The following is a 21,044-nucleotide window of genomic DNA, read 5'->3' on the forward strand; positions in this document are numbered from 1 at the left end:
ACATGAACAAGCACTGGCTGTTGGCCGCCACGATGGTGGCGATGTCTGCCACAGGTGTCGCGACGCAAGCGTCCGCACAGGCACTCACGCGCACGCAGGTCCGGCAGGAATTGATCGACGCCGAAAACGGCGGGTTGCGCTTCGTGACCGATACGTCGTATCCGGACGTGAGCCCGTTGTTCCAGAACCAAGCCGAGCGGATGCCTCAGCGGCAGGCCAGCACGGCGGTCGGCAGCGATCCGGCCATGTCGTCCGAAGCGGGCAAGCCGGCGGCGATGCCGCCGCGTCAACGCGTCGCCGCATGCGTCGGCCCCGCGAGCTTCTGCGCGATCTATTTCGGAAGCTGATTCACCTGCCTGCATCCGCAGGTCACGCCTATCCCGTGGTCGGTCGATACGTCACATTGAAGGAGTTCATGATGAAAACATATATCGCACTACTGATGATGATCGGAGCGCTCGTCGGTCAGGCGGCATTCGCGCAATCGGCCGCGCCGCTGACGCGTGCACAGGTTCGCGAGGAGTTGATGCGTCTGGAAGCGGCCGGGTACGACCCGGCGAAGGGCGACGAAGGCGAGTATCCGGCGGATATCCAGGCGGCGGAAGCGATGCTCGCCGACCGGGACCGGGCGCACATGGCGGCGTCGGTTGCGCACGCACCGGATGCCGGCATGCCGGCGCAAACCGGCAACTAGGTGCCGACATGGTCGCGTGTCACGGCTGGCGGCCGTGTTCGCGGGACAGCAAAGCGCATGCGCGTCGCGCGACGTGCCCGAAGGGCGCCGGCCGCCGACAGCGCCGGCAACGGAACGATGCCGACGAGCGTCACGGCCCACGCGCGTGACGACGCGTCGATCCAGCCGAGCAGCGGCACCGCGATCAGCGTCTGCGATCGTACGAGCGTGACTGTGCGCACCGTGAAACGGATTGTAATTGCGCTGCCTCAAATGTCGGCCATTCTGAAGAACGCTAAGGTTGAGTGCCGATAATCCCGCTGCCATCGGCCACGACATTTCTCGGGTAGTGCTCCGCTTCCCCTGATCCCGAACCGGGCAGGTGCGTTCGCCAGGGGTCGGACGCACCTGCCCGCCAATCCGCGACCCTTTCGATCGGCGTACGGTCGATGCATGTCGCCCGTACGGGAGGTTCATTCCTGATGGCACCTTCGACGATCGAGCGATGGCGCGCCTACCTGCTGATCGCCGCACTGGCCGGCATGTTCATCCAGTGCTTCGTGCTGGTTTCGCTGCTGGCATGGCGCGTACCCGAAGCATTTTTCACGACGATGACGTTTCGCATCTGGATCGTCGTGGCGGTCGCCACCGCGATCCTGTCGGCACGTAAGCTTGCCGGCGCGGCGTTCAAGACCGCGGTGGCCTGCGGCTACGTGCGCATCACCGGAATCGATCGCCGCACGGTAGTTGTGTCATCTGATTGCGCGTACCGTCGGTTGGTCGTCCTTCATATCCGGTTCAACGGGAACCGATACGGCGGCGTGCACGGGTGAGCCGCGTGCGCGCGGCCGTTCCCGGGCGCCGCGGTCGTACGGGTCATCACTGGGGAGAACCATGGTTTTGCTGCATGTGCTGCGCGCGCTGGCCGGCGCAATGTCGATCGTCTGCGGGCTGAGCGTGGTGCTGGGCATTGCATACACGATCACGGCCAGCGTGCTGGTCGGCCGGTTCTTTTCCCGAGCGATGGCGCCGCCACGCACGTATCCGGGCGTCACCGTCGCGCAGCCGCTGCACGGCGACGAATGGGATCTCGTACAGCATCTCGAAAGCTACTTCGTGCAGGATTATCCAGGGCCGGTGCAGCACCTGTTCGGCGTGCACGATGCGGGCGACGCCGCGCTTGCGGCCGTCGAGACGTTGCGCGCACGCTATCCGGACGCGAACATCAAGGTCGTCGCCGATGCGCGGCTGTACGGGCCGAACCGCAAGGTCGGCAATCTCGTGAACATGCTCGAACACGCGGAGCATTCGGTGCTCTGTCTCGCCGACAGCGACGTGGTGGTCGAGCGCGATTATCTGCGCGCCGTCGTCGGTGCGTTACAGCAGCCGGATGTCGGCATCGTGACGAGCGTGTATCGCGGCGTCGCGGCGCCGGGATTCTGGCCGGGGGTCGCCGCGGCGATGACGGACTACCATTTCCTGCCGGGCGTGATCACCGGGCTCTTCATCGGGCGCGCGCGGCCCTGCTTCGGCCAGACGATCGCCATCACGCGGGCGACGCTCGAACGCATCGGCGGGCTGGTGCGTTTCGCGCACCACCTGGCGGAAGATCACGCACTCGGCGAAGCGGTGCGGCAAGCGGGCGCGCAGGTCGTCATTCCATCGTTCGTCGTCGGGCATGCGTGTGTCGAAGAGACGTTCGCGCGGTTGTACGCACACGAATTGCGCTGGAGCTGCACGATCCGCGCGGCGGACCGGCACGGTCATCTCGGATCGGTACTGATGCATCCGGTGCCGCTGGCGCTGCTGGCGGTGCTGTTCTCCGGCGGCACGGCCGCCGCGTGTGCGTTCGCGATTGCGGCGCTGGCGTCGCGCGCATGGTTGATGCTGAGAACGAGCCGCGCGACCGGCGCAAGCCTGCGCGGCGCATTCTGGCTGCCGCTCGTCGATCTCCTGCAGTTCGCGGTCTTCGTATCGAGCTTCTTTTCGTCGCATGTCGTGTGGCGCGGCACGCGCTTTCGCGTCGACCGGCAAGGCCTGCTGTCGCCGGCGGGCGAGTCATGACGACGGAGCCGAACCTCGACGCCGCGGCAGCGGGCCGGGTCGCCATGCGCGGCGATGCACGGCTTCGCCATGCGGGGCGCGCGATCGCGCTCGTCGGGCTGGCGCTCGCGGTGTGGCTGGTCTGGCGCGAGCATCCGCAAGACATCCTGCATCGGCTGCGGATCGCCGGAGCCGGGTTGCTGGTCGCCGCGCTCGCGCACATCCTGCCGATGCTCGCGAACGCGTGGGACTGGCGGATGCTGATCCGCGGCCCGCGCCGGCCTTCGTTGCCGACGATGCTGAAACTCGTGTGGATCCGCGAATCGATCAACGGGTTGCTGCCGGTCGCGCGCATCGGCGGCGAGATCGTGTCGTTCGGGTTGCTGCGGCAGGCGGGCGTGCGTCCGGCCACCGCCGTGGCCAGCCTCGTCGCCGACATGCAGCTCACGCTGATCAGCCAGCTGATCTTCGCGCTGATCGCGATCGGCTATGTGCTCGAACGCGTGTCGTCCGATGCCGCGCGGGTGGCCGCCAACCTCGCGATCGGCATGGCCGCGCTGGTGCCGGTGCTGCTGTTGTTCGCGCTGGTGCAGCATGCGCGGCCGTTCGAACGCGCGATGCGCGTGCTCAACCGCGTCACGAGCGGCAAGGTGGTGGCGCTGGTCGGCGAATCGGCACGCACCGACCAGTCGATCCGGATGATCTGGAGAAAGACGGGCGTCGTCGTGCGCTATCTGGGGATCTGGCAGACGCTGCAGTTCGCGGGCTATGCACTGGAAATCTGGCTGGCGCTGTATTTCCTCGGCGCCGAGCCGAGCTTTGCGCAGGCACTCGCGATCGAGGCGCTGATCCAGCTCGTGAGCAGCCTCGCGTTCCTGATGCCGGGCGGCCTGGGGGTGCAGGAGGGCGGGTTCGTGCTGATCGGCGGGCTGCTCGGATTCGATCCGCCGACCTGTCTCGCGCTGGCCGGCGCGCGCCGCGTGCGCGACCTGTTGTTCTATCTGCCGGGGCTGCTCGCGTGGCAGTGGGCGGCGGGTTCGGCGAACCGGCCGGGTGGAGCGAAACGCGCGCCGTTGCCTGCGGGGGAATCCGCCGGGCCGCGCTGACGCGGCCCGACGCGACGCAGCGGGATCAGTGCCGCTCGTCGGCGATATGGCTGCGAATCACGTCCGCGAACGACGTGTCGCCCTTCAGCCCGAGTGCTTCCGCGCGCGACGTATCCCAGCGGCCCGGCCAGCTGCCGACGATCTTCTCGACGCGTTCGTCGGGCGCATGGCGGATCAGCTTGACGACCGCGTCGCCCGCGACTTCGCGCAGCGCCGCGATCATCTCGTCGACAGATACCGACAGCCCCGGCAGGTTGATCACGCGCTTGTTGCCGAGCTTCGCGGCGTCGATCTCGCAACCGGCGACCAGCGCGTCGATCGCGCCGCGCGGCGACAGCAGCCACAGCCGCGTCGAGCCGGGCACCGGGCACACGCTTTCCTCGCCGTTCAGCGGCTCGCGGATGATGCCGCTCGCGAACGACGACGCGGCCGCGTTCGGGCGGCCGGGCCGCACGCTGATGGTCGGCAGCCGCAGCACTCGGCCGTCGACGAAGCCGCGTCGCGCGTAGTCGCACAGCAGCAGTTCCGCGATGGCCTTCTCGGCGCCGTACGACGATTGCGGGTTCAGCGCGGTGTCGTCCTGCACGACGTCGGGCAGCGCGCCGCCGTACACCGCGACGGAGCTCGTGAACACGACGCGCGGCCGGTGGCCGCGCGCGCGGCACACTTCGAGCAGCGTGCGCGATGCGTCGAGGTTGATCCGCATGCCGAGATCGAAATCGGCTTCGGCTTGCCCGCTGACGATCGCCGCGAGGTGGAAGATCGCGCCCGTGCGCGTGTCGATCGCGCGTTCGAGCACCGCGCGATCGGCGATGTCGCCGATGATCGACGTCACGCGCGCATCGCCGAAATCGCTGCCCTGGACGACGTCGAGCAGCACCAGCTCGTCGATTGTCTCGACACGGCCGTCGGGGCCGGTCAGTTCGCCGCGCTCGAGCAGCTTGCGCGCGAGACGCTGGCCGAGAAAGCCGGCGCCGCCGGTGATCAGTACTTTCATGTTCTTCATCCTTTCGGGAATACGGGAATCACAGGTACGGCCTGAGCCAGCCGAGGCCTTCGGACGTGCCGGCCTTCGGCCGATATTCGCAGCCGATCCAGCCGTCGTAGCCGAGCGCGTCGATCAGCGCGAACAGGTACGGGTAATTGAGTTCGCCGACGTCCGGCTCGTGGCGTTCCGGCACGCCCGCGATCTGGATATGGCCGATGCCAGCGAAATCGCGCTGGAGTTTCATCGCGAGATCGCCTTCGACGATCTGGCAGTGATAGCAGTCGAACTGCACCTTCAGGTTCGGCGCGCCGACTTCCGCGCAGATCGCCTGCGCGTCGTCCTGGCGATTCAGGAAATAGCCGGGCATGTCGCGCGGGTTGATCGGCTCGATCAGGATCGTGATGCCGTGCGCGGCCCCCGCCTGCGCCGCATGCCGCAGGTTCGACAGATAGGTGTCGCGATGGCGCGCGCGGTCGGCGCCCGGCGGCACCATGCCGGCCATCACGTGCAGCTTCCTGTTGCCGATCGTGCGTGCATAGTCGAGCGCCTGGTCGATACCGCGGCGGAACTCGTCCTCGCGGCCCGGCAGCGATGCGATGCCGCGTTCGCCCGCGGCCCAGGCGCCCGGCGGCGCGTTGAACAGCGCCTGTTCGAGGCCGTGCGCGTCGAGACGTGAACGGATGTCCGCGGCGGCGAAGTCGTACGGGAACAGGTACTCGACGGCCTTGAAGCCGTCGCGAGCGGCAGCGGCGAAGCGTTCGAGAAACGCATGCTCGGTGTACATCATCGAGAGGTTGGCGGCGAAGCGTGGCATGACGGAGCGTCCTGTGAATGAATGGCGCGGAGCGCCGTGCGCTCCGCGTCGAATGATGAATCGGCCGGCGGCGTATCAGCGGTTCACGAGTTTCGCGGGCGTGAGCCACACGGCGATCGCGCCGATCACGAGCATCGCGGCCAGCACGTACATGCCGGACGACGTGCTGTGCGTGACGTCCTTCAGGTAGCCGATCACGTACGGGCTCGCGAAACCGGCGAGATTGCCGACCGAGTTGATGATCGCGATCCCGGCCGCGGCCGCGGAGCCTGCGAGGAACGCGGTCGGCAGCGACCAGAACAGCGGGGCGCAGGTCAGCACGCCGCCTGCCGCGAGCGACAGGAACACGATCGACACGGCCGTATTGTGCGAGTACGACGCGGCGACCGCAAACCCGAGCGCGCCCATCAGCGCCGGCACGATCAGGTGCCAGCGGCGTTCGCGGCGCTTGTCCGCACTGTGGCCGAACAGGTTCATCACGACGATCGCGACGACGAACGGAATCGCCGACAGCAGGCCGATCTGCAGCGTATCGGTGATGCCGGTCGATTTCACGAGCGTCGGCATCCAGAACGTGAGCCCGTACTGGCCGGTGACGAACGCGAAGTAGATCAGCGACATCCACCACATGCGCGGGTCGGAGAACACGGCCTTCAGCGAATGGCCGTGGTTCTGCTGTTCCTGCGGCTGCGCGGCGATTTCGTCTTCGAGCAGCTGCTTCTCGCGCTCGTCGAGCCATTTCGCGCTGCGGATGCCGTTGTCGAGATACAGGATCGTCGCGATGCCGACGAGCACGGCCGGCACGGCTTCGATCATGAACATCCATTGCCAGCCGTGGAAGCCCGAGCCGCCGTGGAAGCGCTCCATGATCCAGCCCGACAGCGGGTTGCCGAAGATGCCCGACACCGGAATCGCGGACATGAACACCGCGATGATCTTCGCGCGGCGATGGGACGGGAACCAGTACGTGAGGTACAGGATCACGCCCGGATAGAAGCCGGCTTCCGCGAGGCCGAGCAGGAAGCGCAGCACGTAGAACTGCGCCGGCGTCTTCACGAACGCGAACAGCGCGGACAGCACGCCCCACGTGATCATGATCCGCGCGATCCAGATGCGCGCGCCGAGGCGGTGCATCAGCAGGTTGCTCGGCAGTTCGAACAGAAAGTAGCCGAGGAAGAAAATCCCCGCGCCGAGCCCGAACACGGTTTCGCTGAACGCGAGATCCTGCGACATCTGCAGCTTGGCAAAGCCGACGTTCACGCGGTCGAGATACGCGACCACGTAGCAGAGCATCAGGAACGGCACGATGCGCCAGAACACTTTCCTGTAGGTGCGGTCGAGTTCGCCCGACTGGGCGGCCGCGGCGGGCGAGCGGCTTGCGGCCGCGTCGAGAGCAGTCATCGTCGTGTCTCCAAGGACGTCGTGTGCCGGCGGCGCGTAGGCTGCCGGTTCGTATGTGTGTGCTGACGGAAGGGCCCGCGCACACAGCGGGCATGTGAATCGGTATCGGATGCGCGGTGCGTCACCAGCGCGCGCCGAAGGTCTGGCGCAATTCGTCGAGCGCGGCGTCGGACAGCGGTTCGGGCTTCGGCTGCGTCATCAGCCACAGCCGCGCCGTTTCCTCGAGCTCCTCGAGCGCATACGACGCGTGCGACACCGACGGCCCCCACATCACGGGGCCGAGGCGATCGAGCAGCACGCCGCGCACCTGGTCGGCCAGCGCCGCGACTTCGGCCGCGACGGCCGGGTCGCCGGGGCGGCGGTAACGGATCAGCGGGATGTGGCCGACCTTCATCACGTAGTACGGCGTGATCGGCGGCAGCACGTCGGTGTCGCGCCACACGCCCGCGAGCGTCAATGCGACGAGATGCGTCGAATGCGTGTGGACGACGCCATGCGCGTCTGCGTTGCGCGCGTAGATGCCGCGATGCAGCGCGAGTGTCTTCGACGGCTTGCCGCCCGATACGGGCTGGCCGTCGGCGCCGACCTTCGCGATGTCGTTCGGGTCGAGCCGGCCGAGGCACGCGTCGGTCGGCGTGATCAGCCAGCCGTCCGCGAGACGCGCGCTGATGTTGCCGGCGCTGCCGACCGCATGGCCGCGCGCATACAGGCTCGCGCCGACCACGCAGATCTCTTCGCGCAGTTTCGCTTCGTCGCTCATCGTGCGGCTCCGTCCAGCGCGCGCAGCGCCTTGTCGAAAAAGTCCGTCGCGCCGAAGTTGCCGGATTTCAGCGCGAGGCCGAGCGGCTGCGCGTCGACGGTGGCCGTGGCCGGCACGCCCGGGTCGATCTGCGCGCCGATCTGCAGCGACTTCACGTCGAGCGCCTGCACGACCGCGCCGGACGTCTCGCCGCCCGCGACGACGAACTTGCGCACGCCGAGTTCGCGCAGCCCGCGGGCAATCGCCGCGAGCGTGCTTTCGACGAGATGGCCGGCCGCGTCGACGCCGAGCGCCTGCTGCACGGCCTTCACTTCGTCGGGCGTGGCCGTTGCATAGATCAGCACGGGTTGCGGCAGGTGCGTGCGCGCAAAGGCGAGCGCCTGCTCGACGACGGGCTCGCCGCGCGACGCCGCGAGCGGATCGATGCGGAAGCTCGGCCGCGTCGCGCGCCACGCGGCGACCTGCGCGTTGGTCGCCTTCGACGCGCTGCCGGCGAGCACGGCCGACAGGCCGTCGATGCGCGGCAGCGACGCCGCGTTGTCGCGCTCGGGCAGTTGCTCCGCGCGGCGGAAATTCGCGGGCAGGCCGAGCGCGATGCCCGAGCCGCCGGTAACGAGCGGCAAGCCCGCGCACGCTTCGCCGAGGACGTAGAGGTCGCGGTCCGACAGCGCGTCTGCGATCGCGAAACGCACACCTTCCGCGCGCAACTGGTCGATCCGCGCACGCACGGCGGCCGCGCCGAGCGCGATCGTGTCGTAGCGGATCAGGCCGACCGACGACTTCGTTTGCTGCTGCAGCACGCGTACGAGGTTCGCATCCTTCATCGGCGTGAGCGGATGATGCTCCATCCCCGATTCGTTCAGCAGCACGTCGCCGACGAACAGGTGGCCGCGATAGATCGTGCGGCCGTTCTCGGGGAACGCCGGGCACGCGATCGTGAAGTCGCCGCCGGCCGCATCGAGCAGCGCGTCGGCCACCGGCCCGATGTTGCCCGCGTCGGTCGAATCGAACGTCGAGCAGTACTTGAAGAAGAACTGGCGGCACCCTTGCGCGCGCAACCATTCGTACGCGGCGAGCGATTGCGCGACGGCGTCGGCGGCGGGAATCGTGCGCGATTTCAGCGCGACGACGATCGCGTCGGCGTCGACGATCGTGTCGGCAGCCTCGCCGTCGGCGGGCACGCCGATCGTTTGCACGGTGCGCATGCCGCTCTTGACGAGCATGTTCGCGAGATCGGTCGCGCCGGTGAAATCGTCGGCGATGCAGCCGAGCAGGGGACGGGAAGCGGAAGCGGTCATGGCAGGAACGTCGTTCGAATCAGCGGGCGGGCGGCAGCGTGATGCCGGGGAAAGTCTTGATCACGGCGGAATCGTCCTCGCCGCCGTGGCCGGCGCTCGACGCGCTCATGAACATCTGGTGCGCGGTGGCCGACAGCGGCAGCGGGAATTTGCTGCGGCGCGCGGTATCGAGCACGAGACCGAGATCCTTCACGAAGATGTCGACGGCCGACAGCGGCGTGTAGTCGCCGTTCAGGATGTGCGGCACGCGGTTCTCGAACATCCACGAATTGCCGGCGCTGTGCGTGATCACGTCGTACAGCGCGTCGGCATCGACGCCTTCGCGCAGGCCGAGCGCCATCGCTTCGGCCGCCGCCGCGATATGCACGCCGGCCAGCAATTGATTGATGATCTTCACTTTCGAGCCGATGCCGTGTGCGTCGCCGAGGCGGTACACCTTGCCGGCGATCGCCGCGAGCACGTCCTCGCAGCCCGCATACGCGGCGGCCGGGCCGGACGTCATCATCGTCATCTCGCCGGAGGCCGCGCGCGCGGCGCCGCCCGACACGGGCGCGTCGAGCATCTGCAGGCCGGCCGCTTCGATGCGCGCGCCGAGCGCGACCGCGAATTCAGGCGCGACGGTCGCGCTCGCGATCACGATGCCGCCGGGCTTCATCGCCGCGACCGCACCGTGTTCGCCGAACAGCACCGTTTCCGTCTGCGCGGCATTGACGACGAGCGTGACGACGACGTCGCACTGCGCACCGAGTTCGGCCGGCGTCGCGCACGCGATGCCGCCTTCGGCGGCGAATGCCTGCAGCACGGTGTCGCGCACGTCGCATGCATGGACGCGCAGGCCGGCGCGCAGCAGCGAGCGTGCGACGCCGAGGCCCATTGCGCCGAGGCCGATGACTCCAACATTTCTTGACATGGTCAACCTTGATCGATTCGGGAGAGGTTCCGGACAGCGGCGGCGGGCGCCGCCGGCTTCAGCAGATGCCGGCTTCCGCGAGGCGGCGGGCGGCGTTGTACATGTGCGTGCGCGCCGCGTTGCGGGCGGCCATCGGGTCGCGCGCGCGGATCGCATCGGCGATCGCCGCGTGTTCGTCGCGCACCTGCCGCGAGAAATCGTCGCGCGTCGCTTCGTTGCCCCGCGTGACCTTCACGCCGGCTTCGAGGTACTGGTTCAGGAACTGCAGCGTCTTCAGGAAATACGGGTTGCCGGTGACGGCCGCGATCGTGCGGTGGAACGCGACGTCTTCCGCCACGCCGTCGCGCCCTTCGGCCACCGCTGCGTCGATCTTGCGCAGCGCGTCGTCGATGTCGGCCATGTCGTCGTCGGTGTGGTGCAGCGCGGCTTCGGCCGCGACTTCGGCCTCGATCGCGCGGCGCACCGCGAGCAGGTGCGGCAGCGAGCTCGCCTCGACGGCTTCCGCGTAGTCGATGCGCAGCGGCCGGATCGCGCCGTGCTGGTTCACGAATACGCCGCTGCCCTGGCGCGGCTCGACCACGCCTTCGTTCTTCAGCCGCGAGATCGCCTCGCGGATCACGGTGCGGCTCACGCCGAATTCCTGCGCGAGCACGGCTTCGGTCGGCAGCTTGCCGGTGGCCGAGAAACTGCCCACTTCGATCTGCTTGAGCAGTTGCTGCGCGACATGGTCGCTCATCGCGCGGGCCGGAATTTTTTCGAACATGATGCTCAAGTTTGTAGGGTGATGTGGTCATCATACAAATTTGAGTGCGCATCAGCATCCGGGATAACCCTCGTTTTATAGAGAGCAACGTCGGCTAAATTGATTGGAACCGGTTCCAAAAGCGCCGAAACCGATGCGAACGTGTGCGGTTCTGCCATCGGTCAAGGAAGAGGGCGGACGCCTCTGGGCCGTCAGTCGGCGAGGTCCTCGACGGCGTCGGCCGACGCATCGGGCATCGCATCGACTTCGGCCACGTCGCCGCCGCGCTCGCGATACGTCGCCGGCGGCACGCCGAACTGCTTGCGGAATTCGCGCCCGAGGTGCGATGCATCGGCGAATCCGCAACTCGACGCGATATCGGCGACGGTGCGGTCCGAGCTTGTCAGCAGCCAGGCGGCCGTGCGCAGCCGCACTTGTTTCGCGAAGGCCTGCGGGCTCTTGCCGGTCTCGGCCTTGAAGAGCCGCTCGAGCTGCCGCGTCGACAGGTCGAGCTTGCACGCCAGTTCCTCGAGCGGCAGCGCGCGCCCCACGTGCTGTTCCATCAGAAGAATCGCGCGCTTGACCTTCGGATGCGTCGCCGGTTCGAGGCCCGGCGGATGCGGCTGCGGCGCGTTGCCTTTCTGCATCTCGCCGACGAGCAGGATGCGTAGCGCCTTCTGCACGGTGGCGTGATCGAAATGGCGCAGCAGGATCGCGGCGGCGACGTCGATCGACGCGCGGCCGCCCGAACACGTGATCCGGCGCCGGTCGATCACGAACAGCCGGTCGGCGATCAGCAGGTCGGGATCGGCGGACGGAAAGCGCTCGATGAAGTCCCAGTAATGGAACCAGCTCACGCAGGTGCGGTAGCCGTCGAGCACGCCGGCGCGCATCAGCGTGAACACGCCGGTGCAGATGCCGACGACCGTCGCGCCGCCCGTTGCCGCGCGGCGGATGAAGTCGAGCGTTTCAGGGCCGGCCTGCGGCCCCGAATGCAGCAGCCCGCCAACCACCACCACATAGTCGAACGGCTCGGCCGCGTCGAACGTCTCCCACGGCGTGATCTGGATCCCGCAGCTCGCGCGCACCGGCGCGAGCGTCTCGCCGATCACGCTCCATGCGCAGCGCACGGGCTTGCTGTAGTCGCCGTCGTCGGCCGACAGCCGCAGCATGTCGACGAAGCCCGAGAAGGCCGTCAGCGTGAAGTTCGGCAGCAGCACGATGCCGAAGCGGATGCGCCGCGGCGCGGGTTCTGCGAGGGGGGAGGCGGGTACGTCGGGGGTCATCGCGGCCAATCTCGTCACGCCGGTAAGGCGGTCTCACTCGTTTCACTCTGTTTGCGGGCTACGGCTGCCGGAGGGCGGCACGGATGCAGCCAGCGTCGCCGATCGGCCGTGGCCGGACTTGTGGTTTTTCGTCGCGAACCATCGCCAAAACGCACTTTCCGGGCGGCCGGCGCGGCGCTTGGCGGCGCTATCCCACGCCGATGCCGTTTTTGTTCTATCGGCCGATTTTACGCCCTGATGTACTGAGGCCCAACGACATTTCACGCATGCAACCCAAAGGAAGCCAGATGAACGTGAGCGCGTTCGACCTGTTCAAGATCGGCATCGGCCCGTCCAGTTCGCATACGGTCGGCCCGATGATCGCCGCGTGCCGCTTCGCGTCGCACGTCGAGGACGCGAACCTGCTCGGCTTCGTGCGCCGCGTGCGGGTCGAGCTGTACGGCTCGCTCGGCGCGACCGGCAAGGGCCACGGCACCGACAAGGCCGTGCTGCTCGGCCTCGAGGGCCACCTGCCCGACACGATCGATCCCGACCTGATCGAGCCGCGGCTCGCCGCGATCCGCGCGGAGAAGTCGCTGACGCTGCTCGGCAAGCAGACGGTCCGCTTCGACGAGAAGGAACACATCGGCTTCTATCGCAAGCTGATGAGCGGCACCGGCATCGTGCACCCGAACGGGATGCGCTTCCAGGCATTCGACGAACACGGCCAGTTGCTCGTCGAGAAAGAGTATTACTCGGTCGGCGGCGGCTTCGTCGTGAATCGCGACGGCGATCGCGTGAACGGCGTGCGCGCGGCGGTCGACGTGCCGTATCCGTTCCGCACCGGCGACGACCTGATGCGCCAGTGCCGCGAACACGGGCTGTCGATCGCCGAGCTGATGCTGCGCAACGAATCCGCGCTGCGTCCGGCCGACGAAGTGCGCGCCGGGCTGATGGCGATCTGGCGCACGATGGCCGCGTGCGTCGAGCGCGGCTGCAAGGTCGAGGGCGACCTGCCGGGCCCGATGCGCGTGAAGCGCCGCGCGGCCGAACTGAACGGCCGCCTGCGCGCGCGTTCGGAAGAGTCGCTGCGCGACCCGCTGTCGATGCTCGACTGGGTCAACCTGTATGCGATGGCCGTGAACGAAGAGAATGCGGCCGGCGGCCGGGTGGTCACCGCGCCCACCAACGGCGCGGCCGGCGTGATCCCCGCGGTGCTGCACTACTACGTGAAGTTCGTGCCGGGCTCGAACGAAGCCGGCATCGTCGAATTCCTGCTGACGGCCGCGGCGATCGGGATTATCTACAAGGAAACCGCGTCGATCTCTGGCGCGGAAGTCGGTTGCCAGGGCGAAGTGGGCGTCGCGTGCTCGATGGCCGCCGCCGCGCTCGCCGCCGTGATGGGCGGCACGCCCGACCAGGTCGAGAACGCGGCCGAGATCGGCATGGAGCACAACCTCGGGATGACCTGCGATCCCGTGGGCGGGCTCGTGCAGATCCCGTGCATCGAGCGCAACGCGATGGGCGCGATCAAGGCGCTGAACGCGTCGCGCATGGCGCTCAAGGGCAACGGCCAGCACTACGTATCGCTCGATTCCGTGATCAAGACGATGCGCGAAACCGGCGCCGACATGAAGACGAAATACAAGGAAACGTCGCGCGGCGGCCTCGCCGTGAACGTCATCGAATGCTAACGAAGGATCCAAACATGAGCCGCTACTCGATATTCAGCCTGTTCCGCAACGGCCTCTCGTATCACGAGAACTGGGAGAAGCAGTGGAAGAGCCCGGAGCCGAAGAAGGAATACGACGTCGTGATCGTCGGCGGCGGCGGCCACGGCCTCGCGACCGCGTACTACCTCGCGAAGGAGCACGGGATCACGAACGTCGCGATCCTGGAGAAGGGCTGGATCGGCGGCGGCAACACCGCGCGCAACACGACGATCGTGCGCTCGAACTACCTGTGGGACGAATCGGCCGCGCTGTACGAGAAGGCGATGAAGCTGTGGGAAGGGCTGTCGCAGGACCTGAACTACAACGTGATGTTCAGCCAGCGCGGCGTGATGAACCTCGCGCACACGCTGCAGGACGTGCGCGACACCGAGCGCCGCGTGAACGCGAACCGGCTGAACGGCGTCGACGCGGAATTCCTGACGCCCGCGCAGATCAAGGAAATCGAGCCGACGATCAACCTGAACAGCCGCTACCCGGTGCTCGGCGCATCGATCCAGCGCCGTGCGGGCGTCGCGCGTCACGACGCGGTGGCCTGGGGCTTCGCACGCGGCGCGGACCGCGCCGGCGTCGACATCATCCAGAACTGCCAGGTGACGGGCATTCGCCGCGAAGGCGGCGCGGTGGTCGGCGTCGACACGGTGAAGGGGTTCATCAAGGCGAAGAAGGTCGCGGTGGTGGCCGCCGGCAACACGACGACGCTCGCCGACATGGCCGGCATCCGCCTGCCGATCGAAAGCCACCCGCTGCAGGCGCTGGTGTCCGAGCCGATCAAGCCGGTGGTGAACTCGGTGATCATGTCGAACGCGGTGCACGCGTACATCAGCCAGTCCGACAAGGGCGACCTCGTGATCGGCGCCGGTATCGACCAGTACACGGGCTTCGGCCAGCGCGGCAGCTTCCACATCATCGAAAGCACGCTGCAGGCGATCGTCGAGATGTTCCCGGTGTTCTCGCGCGTGCGGATGAACCGCCAGTGGGGCGGCATCGTCGACGTGTCGCCGGACGCGTGCCCGATCATCACCAAGACCGACGTGAAGGGCCTCTATTTCAACTGCGGCTGGGGCACCGGCGGCTTCAAGGCGACGCCAGGCTCGGGCTGGGTGTTCGCGCACACGATCGCCCGCGACGAACCGCATCCGCTGAACGCACCGTTCGCGCTCGACCGCTTCTACACGGGCCATCTGATCGACGAGCACGGCGCCGCCGCCGTCGCGCACTAACCCCCGCATTGAAGGAGAAACAAACATGTTGCTGATCGAATGTCCGTGGTGCGGGCCGCGCGCCGAATCCGAATTCACGTGCGGCGGCGAAGCCGACATCGTGCGCCCGGTGGCGAACGAGACCATGACCGACCGCGAATGGGGCGAATACGTGTTCATGCGCGAGAACAAGCGCGGGCTGCACAAGGAGCAATGGCTGCACACGCAGGGTTGCCGCCGCTGGTTCAAGGTCACGCGCGACACGGTGACCTACGATATCAAGGGCTACGAAAAGTTCGGTGGGGCTGCCATCAGTGGCGCGGCCGCCGGCAACGCAAACGAAGAGGGCACGAGCAAATGAGCCAGAAAGACCGCCTCGGCACCGGTGGCCGGATCAATCGCGCGATTCCGCTGACGTTCACGTTCAACGGCCGCACGTATCAGGGCTTCCAGGGCGACACGCTCGCGTCCGCGCTGCTCGCGAACGGCGTGCATTTCGTCGCGCGCAGTTTCAAGTATCACCGTCCGCGCGGGATCGTGACGGCGGACGTGGCGGAACCGAATGCCGTCGTGCAGCTCGAAACCGGCCCGTACACCGTGCCGAACGCACGCGCGACCGAGATCGAGCTGTACCAGGGGCTCGTCGCGACCAGCGTGAACGCCGAGCCGACGCTCGAGAACGACAAGTACGCGATCAACCAGAAGTTCTCGCGCTTCATGCCGGCCGGGTTCTACTACAAGACGTTCATGTGGCCGCGCAAGATGTGGCCGAAGTACGAAGAGAAGATCCGCGAAGCGGCCGGCCTCGGCAAGGCGCCCGAAGTGCTCGACGCCGATCGCTACGACAAGTGCTACGCGCACTGCGACGTGCTCGTGGTCGGCGGTGGCCCGTCGGGCCTCGCCGCCGCGCATGCGGCCGCCACGGCCGGCGCGCGCGTGATCCTCGTCGACGACCAGCGCGAACTCGGCGGCAGCCTGCTCTCGTGCCGCGCGGAGATCGACGCGAAGCCCGCGCTGCAATGGGTCGAGAAGATCGAGGCGGAGCTGCGCAAGCTGCCCGACGTGACGATCCTGTCGCGCAGCACCGCGTTCGGTTATCAGGACCACAACCTCGTGACGGTCACGCAGCGCCTGACCGATCATCTGCCGGTGTCGATGCGCAAGGGCACGCGCGAGCTGCTGTGGAAGATCCGCGCGAAGCGCGTGATCCTCGCGACCGGCGCGCACGAGCGGCCGATCGTATTCGGCAACAACGACCTGCCGGGCGTGATGCTGGCGGGCGCGGTGTCCACCTACGTGCATCGCTTCGGCGTGCTGCCGGGCCGCAACGTGGTCGTGTTCACGAACAACGACCGTGCATACCAGACCGCGCTCGACCTGAAGGCATGCGGGGCGAAGGTGACGGTCGTCGATTCGCGCGCGTCGTCGAACGGCGCGCTGCCGGCCGCGGCCAAGCGGCAGGGCGTGACGGTGATGAGCGGCGCGGTCGTCACGGCCGCATCGGGCAAGTGGCGCGTATCGTCGGTCGACGTCGCGTCCTACTCGAACGGCCAGACCGGCGGCAAGCTGCAGACGCTGCCGTGCGACCTCGTCGCGATGTCGGGCGGCTTCAGCCCGGTGCTGCACCTGTTCGCGCAATCGGGCGGCAAGGCGTGCTGGAACGACGAGAAGGCGTGCTTCCTGCCGGGCAAGCCCGTGCAGGCGGAAGCGAGCATCGGTGCGGCGGCCGGCGAATTCGGGCTGGCCCGTGCGCTGCGGCTCGCGGTCGATGCGGGCGTGGAAGCGGCGAAGGCCGCCGGCTTCACCGCCGCGCAGCGCCCGGCCGTACCGCAGGTCGCCGAAGCCGTCGAAGGCGCGCTGCAGCCGTTGTGGCTCGTCGGCAGCCGCGAGGCGGCCGCGCGCGGCCCCAAGCAGTTCGTCGACTTCCAGAACGACGTGGCGGCCGCCGACATCCTGCTCGCCGCGCGCGAAGGCTTCGAGTCGGTCGAGCACGTGAAGCGCTATACGGCGATGGGCTTCGGCACCGACCAGGGCAAGCTCGGCAACATCAACGGGATGGCGATCCTCGCGGGCGCGCTCGGCAAGACGATTCCGGAAACGGGTACGACGACGTTCCGTCCGAACTACACGCCCGTGTCGTTCGGCACGTTCGCGGGCCGCGAGACGGGCGATTTCCTCGACCCGATCCGCAAGACGGCCGTGCACGAATGGCACGTCGAGCACGGCGCGATGTTCGAGGACGTCGGCAACTGGAAGCGGCCGTGGTATTTCCCGAAGAACGGCGAGGATCTCCATGCGGCCGTGAAGCGCGAATGCCTCGCGGTGCGTAACGGCGTCGGCATTCTCGACGCGTCGACGCTCGGCAAGATCGACATCCAGGGCCCGGACGCGGTGAAGCTGCTGAACTGGATGTACACGAACCCGTGGAACAAGCTCGAAATCGGCAAATGCCGCTACGGGTTGATGCTCGACGAAAATGGGATGGTGTTCGACGACGGCGTGACCGTGCGCCTGGCCGACCAGCATTTCATGATGACGACCACCACCGGCGGCGCGGCGCGCGTGCTGACGTGGCTCGAGCGCTGGCTGCAGACCGAATGGCCCGACATGAAGGTGCGGCTCGCGTCCGTCACCGATCACTGGGCGACGTTTGCGGTGGTCGGACCGAAGAGCCGCAAGGTCGTGCAGAAGGTGTGCCAGGACATCGACTTCGGCAACGAAGCGTTCCCGTTCATGAGCTACCGCAACGGCACCGTCGCCGGCGCGAAGGCGCGCGTGATGCGGATCAGCTTCTCGGGCGAGCTGGCCTACGAAGTGAACGTGCCGGCGAATGCGGGCCGCGCGGTGTGGGAAGCGCTGATGGCGGCCGGCGCCGAGTTCGACATCACGCCGTACGGCACCGAGACGATGCACGTGCTGCGCGCGGAGAAGGGCTACATCATCGTCGGCCAGGATACCGACGGCTCGATCACGCCGTACGACCTCGGGATGGGCGGGCTCGTCGCGAAGTCGAAGGACTTCCTCGGCAAGCGTTCGCTGACGCGCTCGGATACCGCGAAGGAAGGCCGCAAGCAGTTCGTCGGCCTGCTGACCGAGGACGAACAATTCGTGCTGCCGGAAGGCGCGCAGATCATCGCGAAGGACACGCAGGTGTCGGCGGTCGATCCGACGCCGATGATCGGCCACGTGACGTCGAGCTACTACAGCCCGATCCTGAAGCGCTCGATCGCGCTCGCGGTGGTGAAGGGCGGCCTGAACAAGATGGGCGAGAGCGTCGTGATTCCGCTGGCCAACGGCAAGCGGATCACCGCGAAGATCTCGAGCCCGGTTTTCTACGATACCGAAGGGGTGCGTCAGCATGTGGAATGAAACGAGAAACCAGACGCAGGTGGCGGGTGCGGGCGGCGTGACGCTTGAATCGCCGTTCGTCGGCGCGGCCGACGTGCTGAAGGCGCACCAGGCGCGCGCGTCGAAGAAGTTCGCGCTGCGCGAGCGGCCGTTCCTCGATCTCGTCAACGTGCGCGGCGAGTTGAGCGACCCGGCATTCGTCGCCGCGTTCGAGCGTGTGGTCGGCTGCCGGCCGCCCGCGGAGCCGAACACGGTGGCGCGCGGCGCCGAGTACGACGTGCTGTGGCTCGGCCCTGACGAATGGCTCGTGCGGTCGAACGGGCCGGTTCAGGCAGGCGTGCTCGAAGCGAAGCTGGCGGAGGCCGTGCAGGGCTCGTATGCGGCGGCCGTCGACGTCGGCAGCGGCTACACGGTCGTCGAGGTCAGCGGCGAACGCGTGCGCGACGTGATCGCGCGCGGTTGCCCGCTCGATCTGCATCCGCGCGTGTTCAAGCCGGGCCAGTGTGCGCAGTCGCACTACTTCAAGTCGCCGATCACGCTGATCCCGACCGGCGACGCGTCGTTCGAGATCGTCGTGCGTCGCAGCTTCGCCGACTATTTCGCGCGCATCATGCTCGACGCCGCGGCGCCGCTCGTATCATGAAGCCGTTCGACGAACCGTTCGTGGCGATCGACGCGCCGCGCCTGCGCGGGCGCGGCTGGAGCGTGTTCGTCGACGAACTGAAGGTGCCCGCGCGAATCGGCATCCACGCGCACGAGCATGAAGCGCCGCAGCCGATCGTGATCGATGCGCGGCTCGGGTATCGCTGCGAGCCGAGCGAGCAGGGCGAGTGGATCGATTACGACGGCTATTGCGCGCGTGTCGCGTCGTTCCTGTCGCACAAGCCGCATACGCGGTTGCTGGAGACGCTCGTCGCCGATCTCGCGGTGCTGTCGTTTCGCGAATGGCCGGCGCTGGAATCGCTGACGCTGTCGGTGCACAAGCCGAAGATCCGGCCGGGGACGAAGCGCGTGGGCGTGTCGCTCGACTGGACGCGCGGCGATTATCTGCGGTGGACGGGGGCGGCGGGACAGCTTTGATCGGAGGGGGCTGGATCGAGGCACGAGGGAGGTGATCCGGCGACTCCATGGGACGGCGGCGCGAATGCGCCGCCGTACTCGTTTATAGTTCCTGAAATTCCGGAATTATGGCCCGCACCCTACCGCAACCCGTCGCGATACCTGACCCGCTCGCACTGGATCTCGCCGCCTTGGGGGCGCTCGTGCGCAACCGGCGCGCGCAGAACCAGATGCGGATCGACGATGCAGCCGACATGCTCGGCGTTTCCAAGGACGTGCTGTCACGCCTCGAAAACGGGCGCGCGGTGAGTCTCGACAAGCTGTTCAAGGTACTCGACGGCTTTGGCCTGAATTTGCTCGTCGTGCCGAAACGCGACGTTCAGGTGGCGCGCGACTGCGCCCGAGATCAACGTTGAATTTTGCCGGTATCGGCCTGCCTGCACTTACTTCGCGTTGCGGTTCGCGCCAGGCGCCGGGCCGGACGGATCGCCGATCGGCACCATGTGCGCCTTCCCGTCGCTCGCGGTATTCGCGCTTTTCGCATCGTCCTCGGGTTCGAGCACGAACCGGAATGCATCGACCCGCTGCATCACCTTCGCCGCATATGCACTGGATCCGCCGCTGTAGCTCTTCAGCCCGGCCTGCACGTTGCCGCCGGCGGCTTTCACGTAGCCCGACAGAATGCGCGAGCCGGCATCGACGTTCGCATTCGGCTCGGTCAGGTCCTTCACGTCGCGCAGCATGCCGCGGTGCGCGGACGGCACGACCTGCATCAACCCGGTCGCGCCATGCTGGCCACGCGCCTTTTCCTGGAAGCGCGATTCGATCGAAATGATCGCGTAAACGAGTGCCGGCGGCAGTGAATATTTCGTCGCAGTGACGCTCACGATATCGGCGAGCTTCGCGGCCTTTTCTCTTGCGACGCCGAATTTCTTCGTCAGGTAGGACGTGATGCGGCGGTTTGCTTCGTTGGGCTGATCGTTGGCGTTCGCGAGCGGCGCGGACGCGACAGTCGGCGCCGATGCCGGTACGTCGGGCGCGGAGGCGGACAATGCGGGCGCCTGCTGCGCCGCGGCCTGTTGCGCAATGCCGAGCGAAAGCACGATCAGCCAGAAGAACCGTCGTCGCATGGTCGAGTGCGGGGAAATGGGAGGCGCATAGTATATCGACCAATCGAGGAAGACGGTCGAGCGCTCGCTCGAATGAAAGCGACGTGTAGGCTTGTCACGTTCGCGATCATCGACGCGCCGATCGTTGCGCGGACACGCATCGGAGTCCGAACGAAACGCTAGTTGATGATCTCGCCGATGCCTGTTTCGATGCGGCTTCTGAGTTGCTGGATGAACTCGGGATCGTAGGGTTCCCAGCTATCGAGTTCGCCGACGATTTTCAACGGCAGTGTGCTTCGATACGATCGCGTCGGATTGCCCGGGAATTTCTTGTCCGTGACGTTCGGGTCGTTTTCGAATTCGCCGGTAGGCTCGACGATGTAGACGCGCGGTCGGCCCTCGCCTTTGGCCATTTCGGCAGCCAGGCCCGCGCCTTTGGGCAGCGCCGTGAAATAAACATGATTCATGACGACGTCGTCCCGATAATTCGATCTGAAGCCCGCCGTCAGCAAATCGCCGATCCGCAAATTCGCTTTCGTGCCATGAAAAAACGGGCCGGCGTCCAGGACTGGCATGGTGGCTCCTTCGAAAAAATT

The 21,044-nt window shown here is 67.2% G+C and carries 22 protein-coding genes and 1 pseudogene; 12 read left to right on the forward strand and 11 right to left on the reverse strand.

Annotated features, from left to right (window positions below; all coding sequences use genetic code 11):
• The first annotated feature begins 2 nt into the window (after positions 1-2).
• Together WS89_RS06500 and WS89_RS06505 are read left to right on the forward strand one after the other, a co-directional pair.
• A complete protein-coding gene (locus tag WS89_RS06500; protein WP_059789989.1) occupies positions 3-347 on the forward strand; it encodes a DUF4148 domain-containing protein in 345 nt (114 codons plus the stop codon).
• Between the two features lie 71 nt (positions 348-418).
• On the forward strand, positions 419-694 hold the full coding sequence (locus WS89_RS06505; protein WP_059790073.1) for a DUF4148 domain-containing protein: 276 nt from the start codon (positions 419-421) through the stop codon (positions 692-694).
• Positions 695-777: 83 nt separating this feature from the next.
• On the opposite strand, the pseudogene WS89_RS34565 reads toward WS89_RS06505, so the two are convergent.
• Positions 778-882, reverse strand: a pseudogene (locus WS89_RS34565) (cytochrome b); the annotation flags it as partial.
• 240 nt (positions 883-1,122) lie between these two features.
• On the opposite strand from WS89_RS34565, the gene WS89_RS06515 reads away from it, so the two are divergent.
• From WS89_RS06515 to WS89_RS06525, 3 genes are all read left to right on the forward strand, one after another.
• A complete protein-coding gene (locus tag WS89_RS06515; RefSeq protein ID WP_156440518.1) occupies positions 1,123-1,506 on the forward strand; it encodes a hypothetical protein in 384 nt (127 codons plus the stop codon).
• A gap of 61 nt (positions 1,507-1,567) precedes the next feature.
• Positions 1,568-2,737 carry a bacteriohopanetetrol glucosamine biosynthesis glycosyltransferase HpnI gene (gene hpnI, locus WS89_RS06520; RefSeq protein ID WP_059789995.1) on the forward strand — a complete coding sequence of 390 codons (1,170 nt, stop codon included), beginning with the start codon at positions 1,568-1,570 and terminating at the stop codon, positions 2,735-2,737.
• 44 nt (positions 2,738-2,781) lie between these two features.
• A complete protein-coding gene (locus WS89_RS06525) occupies positions 2,782-3,822 on the forward strand; it encodes a lysylphosphatidylglycerol synthase domain-containing protein (protein ID WP_373558379.1) in 1,041 nt (346 codons plus the stop codon).
• A gap of 25 nt (positions 3,823-3,847) precedes the next feature.
• Here the strand turns inward: WS89_RS06525 and denD are convergent, their stop codons facing one another.
• The 8 genes from denD to WS89_RS06565 form a co-directional block, all read right to left on the reverse strand.
• Positions 3,848-4,819 (reverse strand): D-erythronate dehydrogenase, encoded by a 972-nt coding sequence (gene denD, locus WS89_RS06530; RefSeq protein WP_059790075.1) that lies wholly within the window; start codon positions 4,817-4,819, stop codon positions 3,848-3,850.
• 28 nt (positions 4,820-4,847) lie between these two features.
• Entirely contained in the window at positions 4,848-5,624 is a 777-nt protein-coding gene (otnI, locus tag WS89_RS06535) for a 2-oxo-tetronate isomerase (RefSeq protein ID WP_059790000.1), read from the reverse strand.
• A gap of 75 nt (positions 5,625-5,699) precedes the next feature.
• Positions 5,700-7,025: an MFS transporter gene (locus WS89_RS06540; RefSeq protein WP_059790002.1), complete on the reverse strand. Its 1,326-nt coding sequence runs from the start codon at positions 7,023-7,025 to the stop codon at positions 5,700-5,702.
• Positions 7,026-7,146: 121 nt separating this feature from the next.
• Positions 7,147-7,785, reverse strand: a complete 639-nt coding sequence (gene otnC / locus WS89_RS06545; protein WP_059502174.1) for a 3-oxo-tetronate 4-phosphate decarboxylase — start codon at positions 7,783-7,785, stop codon at positions 7,147-7,149.
• Complete coding sequence (otnK, locus tag WS89_RS06550) at positions 7,782-9,083, reverse strand: 3-oxo-tetronate kinase (RefSeq protein ID WP_059790004.1); 1,302 nt, start codon at positions 9,081-9,083, stop codon at positions 7,782-7,784. The genes otnC and otnK overlap by 4 nt, the downstream gene beginning before the upstream one ends.
• 19 nt (positions 9,084-9,102) lie before the next feature.
• Positions 9,103-9,993, reverse strand: coding sequence for an L-threonate dehydrogenase (gene ltnD, locus WS89_RS06555; protein ID WP_012339469.1), 891 nt, complete (start codon positions 9,991-9,993; stop codon positions 9,103-9,105).
• A gap of 58 nt (positions 9,994-10,051) precedes the next feature.
• Complete coding sequence (locus WS89_RS06560; RefSeq protein WP_034204194.1) at positions 10,052-10,756, reverse strand: FadR/GntR family transcriptional regulator; 705 nt, start codon at positions 10,754-10,756, stop codon at positions 10,052-10,054.
• 191 nt (positions 10,757-10,947) lie between these two features.
• A complete protein-coding gene (locus WS89_RS06565; protein ID WP_059502747.1) occupies positions 10,948-12,021 on the reverse strand; it encodes a GlxA family transcriptional regulator in 1,074 nt (357 codons plus the stop codon).
• Between the two features lie 287 nt (positions 12,022-12,308).
• Here WS89_RS06565 and WS89_RS06570 point away from each other — a divergent pair, with 287 nt between their 5' ends.
• The 7 genes from WS89_RS06570 (at position 12,309) to WS89_RS06600 (ending at position 19,755) form a co-directional block, all read left to right on the forward strand.
• Positions 12,309-13,694, forward strand: coding sequence for an L-serine ammonia-lyase (locus tag WS89_RS06570; RefSeq protein WP_059790007.1), 1,386 nt, complete (start codon positions 12,309-12,311; stop codon positions 13,692-13,694).
• A 14-nt stretch (positions 13,695-13,708) separates the two neighbouring features.
• Positions 13,709-14,953 carry a sarcosine oxidase subunit beta family protein gene (locus WS89_RS06575; RefSeq protein WP_059502182.1) on the forward strand — a complete coding sequence of 415 codons (1,245 nt, stop codon included), beginning with the start codon at positions 13,709-13,711 and terminating at the stop codon, positions 14,951-14,953.
• A gap of 25 nt (positions 14,954-14,978) precedes the next feature.
• The gene (locus WS89_RS06580) at positions 14,979-15,293 is read left to right on the forward strand and encodes a sarcosine oxidase subunit delta (protein ID WP_059502184.1); all 315 of its coding nucleotides are present in this window, start codon (positions 14,979-14,981) and stop codon (positions 15,291-15,293) included.
• The gene (locus WS89_RS06585; RefSeq protein WP_059790009.1) at positions 15,290-18,301 is read left to right on the forward strand and encodes a sarcosine oxidase subunit alpha family protein; all 3,012 of its coding nucleotides are present in this window, start codon (positions 15,290-15,292) and stop codon (positions 18,299-18,301) included. Before WS89_RS06580 ends, WS89_RS06585 begins: the two co-directional genes overlap by 4 nt.
• A complete protein-coding gene (locus WS89_RS06590) occupies positions 18,291-18,923 on the forward strand; it encodes a sarcosine oxidase subunit gamma (protein ID WP_059790011.1) in 633 nt (210 codons plus the stop codon). Before WS89_RS06585 ends, WS89_RS06590 begins: the two co-directional genes overlap by 11 nt.
• Positions 18,920-19,360, forward strand: a complete 441-nt coding sequence (locus tag WS89_RS06595; protein WP_059502190.1) for a dihydroneopterin aldolase — start codon at positions 18,920-18,922, stop codon at positions 19,358-19,360. Before WS89_RS06590 ends, WS89_RS06595 begins: the two co-directional genes overlap by 4 nt.
• Before the next feature lie 107 nt (positions 19,361-19,467).
• Positions 19,468-19,755 (forward strand): helix-turn-helix domain-containing protein, encoded by a 288-nt coding sequence (locus WS89_RS06600; RefSeq protein WP_059790013.1) that lies wholly within the window; start codon positions 19,468-19,470, stop codon positions 19,753-19,755.
• 27 nt (positions 19,756-19,782) lie between these two features.
• Here WS89_RS06600 and WS89_RS06605 read toward each other — a convergent pair whose 3' ends face one another.
• Together WS89_RS06605 and arr are read right to left on the reverse strand one after the other, a co-directional pair.
• Positions 19,783-20,469 carry a lytic transglycosylase domain-containing protein gene (locus WS89_RS06605; RefSeq protein WP_059790014.1) on the reverse strand — a complete coding sequence of 229 codons (687 nt, stop codon included), beginning with the start codon at positions 20,467-20,469 and terminating at the stop codon, positions 19,783-19,785.
• A 158-nt stretch (positions 20,470-20,627) separates the two neighbouring features.
• Positions 20,628-21,023: an NAD(+)--rifampin ADP-ribosyltransferase gene (arr, locus tag WS89_RS06610; RefSeq protein ID WP_059502194.1), complete on the reverse strand. Its 396-nt coding sequence runs from the start codon at positions 21,021-21,023 to the stop codon at positions 20,628-20,630.
• Positions 21,024-21,044 lie beyond the last annotated feature (21 nt).

The sequence above is a fragment of the Burkholderia sp. MSMB1072 genome, assembly GCF_001524725.1.
Classification (GTDB): Bacteria; Pseudomonadota; Gammaproteobacteria; order Burkholderiales; family Burkholderiaceae; genus Burkholderia.